12 protein-coding genes are annotated in these 11,426 nt (G+C 60.9%); 7 read left to right on the top strand and 5 right to left on the bottom strand.

Translation table 11 applies throughout. The features are described from left to right. Positions 1-117 precede the first annotated feature (117 nt). Positions 118-627 (top strand): anaerobic ribonucleoside-triphosphate reductase-activating protein, encoded by a 510-nt coding sequence (gene nrdG, locus AAHA39_RS05475; protein WP_320656629.1) that lies wholly within the window; start codon positions 118-120, stop codon positions 625-627. Positions 628-817: 190 nt separating this feature from the next. Then, the gene (locus AAHA39_RS05470) at positions 818-1,210 is read left to right on the top strand and encodes an energy transducer TonB (RefSeq protein ID WP_320656604.1); all 393 of its coding nucleotides are present in this window, start codon (positions 818-820) and stop codon (positions 1,208-1,210) included. A gap of 49 nt (positions 1,211-1,259) precedes the next feature. On the opposite strand, the gene AAHA39_RS05465 is transcribed toward AAHA39_RS05470, so the two are convergent. The 5 genes from AAHA39_RS05465 to slyA form a co-directional block, all read right to left on the bottom strand. After that, complete coding sequence (locus AAHA39_RS05465; RefSeq protein ID WP_042032947.1) at positions 1,260-1,616, bottom strand: MliC family protein; 357 nt, start codon at positions 1,614-1,616, stop codon at positions 1,260-1,262. A 137-nt stretch (positions 1,617-1,753) separates the two neighbouring features. Continuing rightward, positions 1,754-2,512 (bottom strand): substrate-binding periplasmic protein, encoded by a 759-nt coding sequence (locus AAHA39_RS05460; protein WP_043849375.1) that lies wholly within the window; start codon positions 2,510-2,512, stop codon positions 1,754-1,756. A 99-nt stretch (positions 2,513-2,611) separates the two neighbouring features. Next, the gene (locus AAHA39_RS05455; RefSeq protein WP_320656605.1) at positions 2,612-3,679 is read right to left on the bottom strand and encodes a DUF2955 domain-containing protein; all 1,068 of its coding nucleotides are present in this window, start codon (positions 3,677-3,679) and stop codon (positions 2,612-2,614) included. Beyond that, positions 3,669-4,724: an HlyD family secretion protein gene (locus tag AAHA39_RS05450; RefSeq protein ID WP_320656606.1), complete on the bottom strand. Its 1,056-nt coding sequence runs from the start codon at positions 4,722-4,724 to the stop codon at positions 3,669-3,671. The genes AAHA39_RS05455 and AAHA39_RS05450 overlap by 11 nt, the downstream gene beginning before the upstream one ends. 1 nt (position 4,725) lies before the next feature. Continuing rightward, positions 4,726-5,232: a transcriptional regulator SlyA gene (gene slyA, locus AAHA39_RS05445; RefSeq protein ID WP_041208161.1), complete on the bottom strand. Its 507-nt coding sequence runs from the start codon at positions 5,230-5,232 to the stop codon at positions 4,726-4,728. Positions 5,233-5,539: 307 nt separating this feature from the next. Here slyA and AAHA39_RS05440 point away from each other — a divergent pair, with 307 nt between their 5' ends. The 5 genes from AAHA39_RS05440 (at position 5,540) to AAHA39_RS05420 (ending at position 11,392) form a co-directional block, all read left to right on the top strand. Then, positions 5,540-5,722 carry a hypothetical protein gene (locus AAHA39_RS05440; RefSeq protein WP_225628274.1) on the top strand — a complete coding sequence of 61 codons (183 nt, stop codon included), beginning with the start codon at positions 5,540-5,542 and terminating at the stop codon, positions 5,720-5,722. Positions 5,723-6,222: 500 nt separating this feature from the next. Next, a complete protein-coding gene (locus AAHA39_RS05435) occupies positions 6,223-7,539 on the top strand; it encodes a 2-hydroxycarboxylate transporter family protein (protein ID WP_320656607.1) in 1,317 nt (438 codons plus the stop codon). A 23-nt stretch (positions 7,540-7,562) separates the two neighbouring features. Beyond that, positions 7,563-9,113: an NAD-dependent malic enzyme gene (locus AAHA39_RS05430; protein ID WP_320656608.1), complete on the top strand. Its 1,551-nt coding sequence runs from the start codon at positions 7,563-7,565 to the stop codon at positions 9,111-9,113. Positions 9,114-9,130: 17 nt separating this feature from the next. Next, positions 9,131-10,696 (top strand): ATP-binding protein, encoded by a 1,566-nt coding sequence (locus tag AAHA39_RS05425; RefSeq protein ID WP_071912140.1) that lies wholly within the window; start codon positions 9,131-9,133, stop codon positions 10,694-10,696. Positions 10,697-10,699: 3 nt separating this feature from the next. After that, on the top strand, positions 10,700-11,392 hold the full coding sequence (locus tag AAHA39_RS05420; protein WP_041208165.1) for a response regulator: 693 nt from the start codon (positions 10,700-10,702) through the stop codon (positions 11,390-11,392). Positions 11,393-11,426: the final 34 nt, after the last annotated feature.

Below are 11,426 nucleotides of genomic sequence, written 5' to 3'. Positions count from 1 at the left end.
CCTAGCCCTCTCCCAAGGGGAGAGGGAACCGGCCGATGTAATGTTTGCGCTGCTTTGCTCCCTTCTCCCCTCGCGGGAGAAGGGTCGGGGATGAGGGGGCCGTAATAGAGAGAGATGATGCACTACCACCAATACTACCCGGTCGATGTGATCAACGGCCCCGGCACCCGTGCCACCCTGTTTGTCTCGGGCTGCGAACATCAGTGCCCCGGCTGCTACAACCAGAGCACCTGGCGCCTTGACGGAGGCAAGCTGTTCGATGAGGCGATGAGCGATCGCGTCATTGCGGATCTCAACGACAGCCGCATCAAGCGGCGCGGGCTATCGCTCTCCGGCGGCGATCCGCTCCACCCGGCCAACGTTCCTCATGTGCTGGCGCTGGTGAAACGGGTGCGTGCCGAGTGTCCCGGCAAGGATATCTGGTGTTGGACCGGCTACCTGCTGGGCGAGCTCACCGCACCGCAACGGGAGCTGGTAGCTCTGCTTGATGTGCTGGTGGATGGCAAGTTCGAGAAGGAGCTGGCGGATCCCGGCTTGCTTTGGCGTGGCAGCAGCAACCAGCGGATCCATGACCTCAATGCCTGGCGTGAGGGCGGGGAGCGTATCCCTTGTCTGTTTGCCTCCTGAGTCCGGCATTCTGCCGGGTTAACTTTCGTCAACTTGATGTTTTCAGGGCCAATCTTCACAGATTGGCCCTTTGTTTATGTCCAGCTCGGGTCTTTTTCGCTAGGATGGGTCACTGACCAGTGGACGGCCAGTCTGCTGACCAAGAGCAGAACAAGAAACAACCAGCATAAGAGACGAAAAGGAGCTTGGCATGGGATGGAAAGCATTGTGGTTGGGGTGTGCCGTGTTGCTGCTGGCAGGATGCAGCTCCCGGCAGGAGGTCGCCGTTAACCGTACACCGATCGCGATTCCCCTCGAGCAGCTCTCCAGTTACTGGATTCAGGAAAACCGCCGTTCATTCTTTGGTGATGACGTGCCTGTCGTTGTGCCTGCCAAACCGGTCAGGGGACATGTGGATGTACGCTACCAGATCGATGCCGATGGTAACCCGATAAAACCAGAGATCGTCGCAGCCGAGCCGCCCGGAGAGCTGGAGCAGAGCGCGTTGGCAACCCTCTCGCGGCTGCGCTACAGTCCGGCGGACAGCAATCCGGATGCCATTCCCGTGGTGGTGACCAACCGCTTCGAAATAGAGCTCAACTGATCCCAGAACAACCAAAAGAGAGACCCCGGCTTGGCCGGGGTCTCTTCTATTACTGCTGTTTGCAGTTGTTGTAGACGATCTGCCAATCATCGTCCTGACCGCGCATCTCGACAAACCCTTCATCCCCTTTGTTCCACCAGACGGCTTCACGCTCATCCGTATAGCGGGCGCCAGAGGCCGAGATGGCCTGCGGCAGGGTGTAATCCTTGCCGTCCGGTAGAGACAACTTGATAAAGCTGAGGCTCTCGTCGGAGAGGGAGAAGTAGCGCACCTGCACCTTCTTGCCCTGCTCGCACTGATAGCTGACGGGGTTACCGCCGGTAACGGTGAGGGTATTGCCCTGATTGCAGCCGGCAAGCAGCGAGAGAGCCAGTGCCCCCGCGCTCATCATATGGACCTTGTTCATGGTTACAGCTCTCCTGATGTTATACGGTGGTGTCATACGGGCGTGAGCCTAACAGCTCAACGCTCTGCTGTAATCACTTTGTGCGAGGGTTGCGTCGATTGATGTCTGACGGGGGGAGAATGTGGCCGGAGCGCCTTTCAGCGTGCCCCGAGCCGGGTTTCAAACTGCTGCATCAGCGCATCGTAGGTGCCGTTCATTTTGATCTTCTGTAGCCCCTTCTCGAACCGTCTGGCCATCTCTTCCCCTTGAGGGTGCTGGCGAGAGAAGGCGACCCAGAAGCCATCGGTAGAGAGCTTGCCAACCTTGACCACCTGCCCCGTCAGCGCTTTCTCCCGGATCTTGAGATAGCCCGGCATGCCGTTCATCAGGATGTAGTCGACTCGGCCCCGTGCCAGCATATCGAGGATCTGGGCGTCGGATTTGGCCTGAAAGCGGGCGATCTGCGGATCTGTCATAAAGCTGGTGGGGTAGGTGTAACCAAGAGTGATGCCGACCCGCTTGCCTTTGAGAGAGGCGAGGTCGAGGTCCCGGCGTGGCTCGCTGGCAAGGGCAAAGATGGCGAGATCCTCGCTGAACATGGGGGTCTTGTGCCAAAAGTACTGGTCGTGATTCTCATCCGTGATGGTGGCATCGAAGCAGCCTGCCAGCTGGTCGCTCTTGGCATCGTGCATGCAGCGGGCAAAGGGAAGGGTACGAAAGGCGACCTCGATGCCTTCGGCGGCGAATACCGCCCGAACCAGCTCGGGGGCCAGCCCTTGCGGCTGACCCGTCTCCCTGTTCAGCACGCTGTAGGGGGCCCAGTCATCTTCGGCGCCAATCAGCAATGGTGCTGCGCCGGTCTGGCTTGCCGCCAGCCAGAGCACCCCTGCCAACCATTTTCCCCACTCAGCGACCATAGCGCGGCTCCTCACCCATACATTGCAGCTCTACAAGCATAGCTAGCGTCCTTGCTCCGCCTGGTCAAGGTGGTTAGTGGCGTTCGAGTACGCCAACCGTCAGCAGCCGAAGCGGGTTGCCTCAAAGCGGTTGAGTAATTGGTGCACCAGATAGCAGATAAGCAGGGTGGCCACGATGGCAAAGAGGATGCTGCTGACCCGGTAGAGCGCACTGAATACCAGATCGTTTCCCGGCGTCAGATATTGACCGAACAGGATGCCGAGGGTGGTCAGGGCGCCAAAACCGACGCCGGAACCGCTCGCCTCCTTCACATGGGCATGGCTGAACAGCATGGCGCCGAGCCAGAGCAGCGGAGCCACCAGCAGCAGTTGACCCGACCAGTCATAGAGCAGCAGCTGGCCAAGCAGACCGAAGGTGACCCCGAGCAAGGTGCCCATGGCCCGTTTGCGGGCGTAGTTCAGCGCCCCGTTCCAGTGCATGGGAAAGAGCACCAGCAGGGTGGTGGCTTGCGCCGACATGGAGTCACGCAGATCAAACACCTGAAACACCAGAAACGAGAGGGTGGCGACCGTTGCTCCCAGCAGAGCCTCATGGCGCATCCGGTGCGGTGCCTTGGGGGCTGGGGTTGGTTTGGGGCGCGCCTCCACATCCGGTATCAGGGCCATCATCAGGTAGGCGATAAGCACCGACAGCACGCTGGCCCAGAGGTTATTGAAGATGAGGTCGTTGAGGTCGGTCTGCGGATAGCTGGCAAAGTGGAGCATGATGCTGAGGCTCAGCACACCGTTGGCACCAAACAGGAACAGACTGCCCCGCGACATGGCGGCAAAGCGGTAGAGAAACAGCAGAAAGGCTATTGGGGTCATCAGCCCGAGGTGGCTGCCGAACAGCCCCCCCAACAGACCCACTTCCACCCCGCAGATGGCTGCCGCGGCGATCAGCTGGCGCGCGGCATGACCATTCATCACCGGCACCATGCCAAGCAGCAGCACGGGGGTCACGGTGTAAAAGACCCCGTAATTCCAGCCACACAGCTTGCAGAGTAGAAAGCCGGTGGTGCAGCCAAAGGCGATACGCAGACACTGGCGCAGCTCGTTACCGGTCAGGGGCCGATGCCACAGATGGGTTGTGGCTGGACTGGGTGACGCAGCTTGGTTAGTAGACATAGTGCAGCAGGCTGAGCAGATGGATCTGGGCACGAGCCAGCATGGCGGTCAGCGGGTTGTCCGGCAGCAGTTGTACCGTGGCCCGGGCACCGGCGGGGAGGTGGGACGGGAGATCATCCAGCTCCAGATGCAGGCGCATCCGCTGGGCATCCCGTACCCAGCGATCCGATTCGACCGGGGCGGCCAGCCGACCGTTGGCATCGAACTGACCGGCGCTCACACCTGCATCAAGACTGCTGACGCGGGCGGGATAGAGCTGGCCCGGTTCACCATCGAAGGCGACCAGCGCCCTGGTCTGGTCACCAACGTGGCGCAGACTCTTTTCACGAAAATCGGCAATGACATCCACTTGTTCCGACACCAGCGCCAGCAGCGGATTGCCTGCACTGGCGATGCTGCCCGGCTTGAGTTGCAGGTTGGTGATGGTGCCGTCCTGATCCGCATGTACCTGGCTGTAAGCCAGTGCCAGCTCGGCCTGAGCCAGCTTGTTGCGAGCCTGGCGCAGCAGCAGGTTGTCATCCCCGGTCAAGCCACGGCTGGCCTCAAGCTGGCTCAGCTTCGCCTTGCTGGCACGCAGACTGGCCTGGGCACTGCGCAGGGCGCTATCCGCCTCATCTTTTTGCTGCAGCGAGACCATGCGACGCTGGAACAGAGCATTGATCCGCTCAGCCTCACGCCACTTCTGGCTGGCCAGCGTCTCCTTGGCATAGAGCTCGGCATTGGCGGCACTGAGGGCCGCATCCAGCTCGCTGTTCTGCTGCTCTGCTTGCGCCAGGGCAAGACGGGCCTGCTCGACCGCCAGCTCGAAGGGAACCGGGTCCAGCCTGAAGAGCAGGTCACCTTTTTTGACCTGCTGGTTGTTGTGTACCGCTACTTCGACCACCTTGCCGCTCACTTGCGGGGCCAGTTTGGTGACAACCCGAGTGGCCATGGCCTGCGGGGTGAGGGGCATCAGCAGGTCTGCCATCAGAAAGTAGGCAAAGAGGGCGGTAAAGCCGGCCATAGACCATTTGATCCAGCGGCTGAATTGTTGATCCGGGGTCATCTTATTCCTCTGCGGGTTGTGCATCGGGCGGGGTGCTCTGCCCACCGTTCTCGTTGTGTGTTTCAATCTTGCTCAGGGCATTGGCCGAGATGCGCTGCACCGTCGCCTCAAACAGACTCAGGGTCTCTTCGTCGATACCGGCCAGCAGCTCTCTGCGAATATTCATGATGCGGTTGGCGATCTGGTCGAGCAGGGTCTGGCCGGTGGGAGTGACCGAGACGATGCGGGCCCGTTTGTCCTGACTGCAGCAGTGGCGTTCGATCAGCCCCTGCTCTTCCAGTTGGCCGAGGGTACGCATCAGGGAGGGGAGCTCGATTTCGAGGGCGTCGGCCAGGGTCTTCTGGCTGACATGGTTGCCCATGCGGGAGAGCTTCCAGAGCGCAGTCCAGCGCGGGTGGGTCAGGCCAAGGGGGGCCAGCTCCAGATCGGCGGCGGTACGCCACAACCGGTGCATGCGTGCGATTTGCTCGGCGAGCGACAGTTCGCGCAACCTCTCCAGATCCGTCATCCCTTGTTCCTCACTCACATAAATTTGTTAGCCTGCTAACTATTATCATTTGTTTAGCAGGCTAAGTAAATAGCGTGATGCAGATCTCTTTTTCAGCAGGTGGCAGCAAATCGTGAACGGGTGGGGCTTGATTGGAACTTCTTGGCTGTGGCGTGACCAGGTCCGGGGGAAAAAGGGAAGAGCGGGAATATGTGACGAAATACCGTAATAATTTCGAGGCTATTTTCAGAAAATATCTGTATCGCTCGCGCAGCTTATTTTTTATCCGCTAATATTGATGAGGTTATAAAACAGGGAGAGACGGGTTGTGGATGGCTATGACAGTGGATGTGTATATCTGGCAATAGAAGCTCTGCTGAGTGATGGAGAATATGGTGCAGAGTCCCATTATGGTGTGAGTCGGGAGGGGCCCAATAAGGGCGCCAGCAAGCATGCCGATATCTGCCATGATTTTGACCCTGCCAATATTCCATTGCTGCTGATGGAATAGATCTGACCACGTGTAGTCCTTGTGAGTTCAAGCCGGTGCCGATGTATGCACTGGCTTGGCTCATCGCTCTATATCGATATTCCCCTTTCCTGATGTTGGCCAAGCCGCCAGTTTTTTGCGATGCCTTGCTCTTGCTGCGTCTCTGTGGCCATAGCCACGGATGGCTGCGGCGCGGCTGGTCGACAGGCACCGACCCCTACAATATGTTTCGCTGCCAGCGTAGATTATTTGCCCACAGGGTTTGTCATCCGGTTCTGCTATTTTTACCGACTCCTCTGCTTATCCCGATCCACAAGCCGGGATTGGCTGGAAAATAATTGTCCGGTTTGTTCGATTGAGCTTCATATAACGCCCGCTTGCCATACAGGATGTATGACATTTGTTCGAGGCGTGACGTTTAAGTTTTTAATGTTTTTATATGGCTTTGCAGTCTGGCTAACCGACAGGGGCTAGGGGGATCAATAAAGTAGCGGCCACAATCACACGCAGAGTCCATAACAATGAAAAACCTCTCTACCCTACCAACCACACAAGAAAAGGCCGCTTTTATGGGTGGCAACCAAATTGCCGGTATGCCGCTCTTTATATTTCTCGGGCTGGCGACCTGCGTTCTCTTTTCCGGCTGGAATGGCTCGCTGCCGCTCGGCATGGTCGGTGCGCTGGCGCTGATGTTTGTGCTGGGCACCCTGCTGACCGAGCTGGGCGAGCGGATCATGCCGATCCGCGAATATTTGGGTGGCGGCACCATCCTTGCCATCTTCGGCGGTGCCGCCCTGTTTGAATATCAGTTGCTGCCGGTACAGGCCGGACAGGTCATCACCAACTTCATGAAGGAGGGGGGCTTTCTCAACTTCTTCATCGCCAGTCTGGTGACCGGTTCGGTGTTTGGCATGAGCGGCGCTTTGCTGAAAAATGCCGCCATGCGCTACCTGCCGGTCATTCTCGGTGGCGTCGCACTGGCGCTGCTGAGCGTGGGGCTGGTCGGCTCCCTGATGGGGTATGGCTTCAAGAATGCGGTGCTGCTGATTGGCCTGCCCATCATGGGCGGTGGCATGGGCGCTGGCGCGGTGCCTCTGGTGGAGATCCTCTCCGGCCCGATGCAGATGTCCAGTGCGGATCTCTTGTCACGCATGGTACCGGCGGTGGTGATCGCCAATACCCTGGCCATTCTGGTGGGCTCCCTGCTGGCGCGCCTTGGTCGCCGTTACCCCTCCCTGACCGGCAATGGCAAGCTGATGGTCAAAGAGAATAGCCAGAGCATTGCTGACGAGCAGGCCGAAGCGCCGACCCTGCAGAGCCTGGGCATGGGCCTTTTCATCAGCTCCAGCATGTTTGTGCTGGGCTCCCTGCTTGGCAACTTTATCCCCATGCACCCCTTCGCCCTGATGATTTTGGCAGTCGCCTTTATCAAGGTGAGTGGTCTGCTGCCGCGCCGTTATGAGCAGGCGGCAGCCGACTGGTATCAGTTTGTGGTGAGCAACCTGACCCCCTCACTGCTGGTGGGGATCGGCGTCGCCTATACCAGTATTCCCGAGCTCATCAGCGCCTTCTCCATCAGCTACTTCGTGCTGGTCATGGTCACCGTGATTGGCGGCGCCCTCGGTGCGGCGTTGGTCGGCAAGCTGATCGGCTTCTATCCCATCGAGGCGGCCATCACAGGCGGGCTCTGTATGGCCAACATGGGGGGCACCGGCGATGTGGCCGTGCTCTCGGCGGCCCAGCGCATGAAGCTGATGCCCTTTGCCCAGATCTCCTCCCGTCTCGGCGGTGCCGTGATGCTGATTTTGGCGACCGCGCTTATCTCCCTGCTTGCCTGATACCGGATTGAGGAACAAACAAGATGAACGACATCATGATGGGCACCAGCCTGCCCTATGCCGAACGCAAGCGTCAGGGGGTACGCGGCCGCATGCCGCACAAGGAGGAGTCTCTCTCCCAGCAGCGGCGCCGGATCTACCGATTGGTCAGCGCCATGCAGAGTCCGTTTGACCAGCATCTGCTGCTGCGCCAGCTGCAGGAGGACAACCCTGTGCTCTTCTACGATCTGGTGCGCCACCACCTGCCGGAGCTGCTGCCAATCATCTACACCCCGGTGGTGGGGGAGGCGTGCCAGCGCCACAGCGATCTCTATCTGCGCAGCCACGGGCTCTACCTCTCCTGGCATGACAGGGACGATCTTGACGACATCCTCGAGTCGGTGGAGCAGGAGGTGGATGTGATAGTCATCTCCGACGGTGAGCGGGTGCTGGGGCTCGGCGATCTCGGTATCGGCGGCATGGGGATCTGTATCGGCAAGCTGGCGCTCTACTCTGCCGCGGGTGGCATCAATCCGGCACGTACCTTGCCGCTCTGCGTCGATGTGGGCACCAACAACCCCGAGCTGCTGGAGGATGACTCCTACCTCGGCTGGCAATCCCCGCGCATTGACGGCGAGAGCTACTACCACTTCATGGACAAGGTGGTGGCCGCCATTCGCAAGCGCTGGCCACAGGTGGTGCTGCAGTTTGAAGACTTTGCCGGCAAGCACGCCGCCAACCTGCTGGCCCGCTATCGCGACGAGCTCTGCATGTTCAACGACGACATTCAGGGTACGGCGGCAGTGGCTTCGGCCTGCGTGTTGGCCGGGTTGCAACAGGCGGGCACGGCCCTGTGCGATGCCCCGGTGCTGATCGTCGGGGCGGGCTCTGCCGGTTGCGGCATTGCTGCCATGCTGGCCCAGCTGGCGGGGAGTCACGACGGCGTCTGGCTGTTTGATCAGGATGGGGTAGTCTGCGCCGATCGTCCCAATCTGACCCGCGCCCAACAGCCCTTTGCCCGCGCCGTGGAGGAGGCCAACAGCTCGCTGCTGGAGACCATCCGCCAGGTGCGACCGGCGGTCTTGATTGGCGTGAGTGGTCAGGGTGGCCTCTTTACCCGCGAGGTGTTGCAGGCGATGGGGGAGGTGTGCGATCAGCCGGTGATCCTGCCGCTCTCCAACCCGACCCGCAGCGCCGAGGCGACGCCCGAGCAGGTGTGGGCCGCCACAGATGGCCGCGCCCTGCTGGCCACCGGCAGCCCTTTTGCGCCGGTGACGGTGGCGGGCGAGCGGCGGGTGGTCTCCCAGTGCAACAACGTCTATGTCTTCCCGGGGATTGGTCTCGGGGCCTGCGCCGTCAAGGCCCGCCGTATCAGCGATGGCATGTTGCTGGCCGCGGTACGGGCAGTCGGTGCCTATCCGCTGTTGGCGGGTCGGCTGCTGCCTCCCATCGAACAGGTGGGGGAGGTGGCTCGCGCCGTCGCCAGAGCGGTAGCGCTCTGCGCCCGTGAGGAGGGTGTGGCCGATTTTGACGGTGATCCGGCACCTTTGATTGACCAGACCTGGTGGCATCCGCACTATTGGGTGGCTTCCTGACGTTGCAAGGTCCGTGCATGAAACTTCGCCACCAGCTGGTTACCCTCTCCCTTGGGCTCTCCCTGTTGCTCATCATCATTCTGGGCAGCCTGCTTGCGCTCTTTATCCGCCACCTGCTGGAGAGCAATCTGGAGGAGAAGGGGGGCGATCTGGCCCGCATCATGGCGGCTGACAGCCGGGTGGTGGCGGCGCTGCATCAGGGGAGCGAGCCTGCGCTGCGCGATTACATGGAGGAGGTGTGCCGCCGTACCGATGCCGCCTATATGGTGGTGACCGACGAGCATGGCCGTCGCCTCAGCCACCCCAACTCCGCTCTGGTGGGGGGACAGTTTCGCGGTGAGGATCTCTGGCCCGCGATCCACGAGCGGCGCAGCTACTGCTCGCGCGACATGGGGACCATGGGGCCGGCGATCCGCTGCTTCTCTCCGGTGGTGGGGGCTGACGGGCGCGCCATGGGGGCCGTGGTGGTCGGCTACCTGATGCAGCAGGTGGAGGGCATCTACATGGAGCGAATTGCCCTGCTCATCAGCGCCATCGGGGCCGTCTTTGGTTGCGGCCTGCTGCTGGCGCTCTGGGTGCAATATCTGCTGCGCAAGACTCTGCTCGATCTGGAGCCGGAGGCGATCGTCCGCCGCTTCACCCTGCAGGATCTGGTGCTCGAGCAGATCGCCGAAGGGGTGATCGCGCTGGATGGCCGCGGCCACATCGCCATGATCAACAGCACCGCCATCTATCAGCTGCGGCTGCCTGCCACCGGTCGCCACGCCCTGCAGGGGCAGGCGCTGGCCGAGCTTGTGCCACCGCTCGCGCCCGTACTCGAGCAGGAGGGCGAGGTTGCCTTCACCATTCAGGGCGAATCGTTCGTCGGTCGCTGGCAGGTGGTGCATGGCAAGGAGCCCGGGCGTCTCCTGATCTTCAGTCGTCCCGAAGTGGCGACCAGTCTGGGGGTGCAGGTCACCCACCTGCGCCAGTACGCCGAGATGCTGCGGATGCAGAGCCACGAGTTTGCCAACAAGCTGAGCAGTCTCTCCGGCCTGCTGCAACTGGGCCATGTGGATCAGGCGGTGGAGCTTATCCAGCAGGAGAACGAGGCGTGCCAGACTCTGCTGCAGGAGCTGCTGGAACTTATCGACAACAAGCCGGTGGCCGGCCTTATCCTCGGCAAGTTCAGCCGGGCCCGCGAACTGGGGGTCACACTTGAGCTCGATCCCGATTCGGCGCTTGGCGAGTATCCGGCCGCCGTCTCGGCCGATCTCATCACCCTCATCGGCAACCTGCTGGATAATGGTCTGCAGGCGGCCTGGCGCAATCGTCAGCAGTGTCCGCCGCGGGTACTGCTTTCGCTCTGCGATGTGGGGCGCCGCTTGGTGATCGAGGTGGAGGATAGCGGCGAGGGGGTGGACGAGGATCTGGCCGATCACCTGTTCGATTACGGGGTGAGCCGCCAGAGCGGCGATCATGGCGTAGGACTCTTTCTGGTCAAGGAAACCGTGGGGCGCTACGAGGGTGTGATAGAATGGCGCCGAACTGTCGAGCAGACCACCTTGTTTGGCATCTACCTGAATAAAAACAAATTAATGTGAGCCATGGATCCAATACTCACCCTTGTTATTGAAGATGACGATCGGATTGGTGCCATCTTGTCCGAGCTGGTGGCCTCCACCTCCGGTTTCTCCCTGCTGGGGCGGGCCGGTACGCTGGCCCAGGCCGATGCCATGATGGCCGGCGTGGTGCCGCAGCTGCTGCTGGTGGATATCTCCCTGCCTGACGGTTCCGGCCTTGAGTGGGTGAGCCGACTGCGCAGCCACAACCGCGAGGCTTATGTGATCATGGTGACCGCCTCGCGCGATGTGGAGACCATCCAGCAGGCGCTCAATCTCGGGGTGCATGACTACATCATCAAGCCGCTGCGGCTGTTTCGCATCCAGCAGAGTCTCGACGAAATCCTGCAACTTCATCAGAAGCTCTCCGAGCCGGGACGGCTGGAGCAGGAGGATCTCGATCGCCTGCTCGGCAAGGGCCGTGCCCAACCCAAGGAGGTGCGTACCACTCCCAAGGGGATCGACAGCATTACCCTGCGTCAGGTGCTTGACCTGCTTGCCGCCGAGCCCGAGAGCGTCTTCTCGACCGATACGGTGGCGCAGCGGTTGTCGCTGAGTCGCACCACGGCGCGCCGTTATCTGGAGTATCTGGAGTCGGAAGATCGGGTGGATGTGGATCTCAACTACGGTCAGCGAGGGCGGCCGGAGCGGCGCTACCGCTGGCGCCGGGCGGGGTGAAGTCGGTTCACCGTCGCTCAAACACGATAGAAAT

The organism is Aeromonas sp. SE22 (assembly GCF_038739755.1).
GTDB lineage: Bacteria > Pseudomonadota > Gammaproteobacteria > Enterobacterales > Aeromonadaceae > Aeromonas > Aeromonas jandaei.
Note: the sequence above shows the minus strand (reverse complement) of the source record. Positions and strands in the feature narration are given on the sequence as shown.

Coding starts and splice junctions, on each gene's coding strand:
- nrdG (WP_320656629.1), top strand. CDS start 118: ATGCACTACCACCAATACTACCCGGTCGATGTGATCAACGGCCCCGGC.
- AAHA39_RS05470 (WP_320656604.1), top strand. CDS start 818: ATGGGATGGAAAGCATTGTGGTTGGGGTGTGCCGTGTTGCTGCTGGCA.
- AAHA39_RS05465 (WP_042032947.1), bottom strand. CDS start 1,616: ATGAACAAGGTCCATATGATGAGCGCGGGGGCACTGGCTCTCTCGCTG.
- AAHA39_RS05460 (WP_043849375.1), bottom strand. CDS start 2,512: ATGGTCGCTGAGTGGGGAAAATGGTTGGCAGGGGTGCTCTGGCTGGCG.
- AAHA39_RS05455 (WP_320656605.1), bottom strand. CDS start 3,679: ATGTCTACTAACCAAGCTGCGTCACCCAGTCCAGCCACAACCCATCTG.
- AAHA39_RS05450 (WP_320656606.1), bottom strand. CDS start 4,724: ATGACCCCGGATCAACAATTCAGCCGCTGGATCAAATGGTCTATGGCC.
- slyA (WP_041208161.1), bottom strand. CDS start 5,232: ATGACGGATCTGGAGAGGTTGCGCGAACTGTCGCTCGCCGAGCAAATC.
- AAHA39_RS05435 (WP_320656607.1), top strand. CDS start 6,223: ATGAAAAACCTCTCTACCCTACCAACCACACAAGAAAAGGCCGCTTTT.
- AAHA39_RS05430 (WP_320656608.1), top strand. CDS start 7,563: ATGAACGACATCATGATGGGCACCAGCCTGCCCTATGCCGAACGCAAG.
- AAHA39_RS05425 (WP_071912140.1), top strand. CDS start 9,131: ATGAAACTTCGCCACCAGCTGGTTACCCTCTCCCTTGGGCTCTCCCTG.
- AAHA39_RS05420 (WP_041208165.1), top strand. CDS start 10,700: ATGGATCCAATACTCACCCTTGTTATTGAAGATGACGATCGGATTGGT.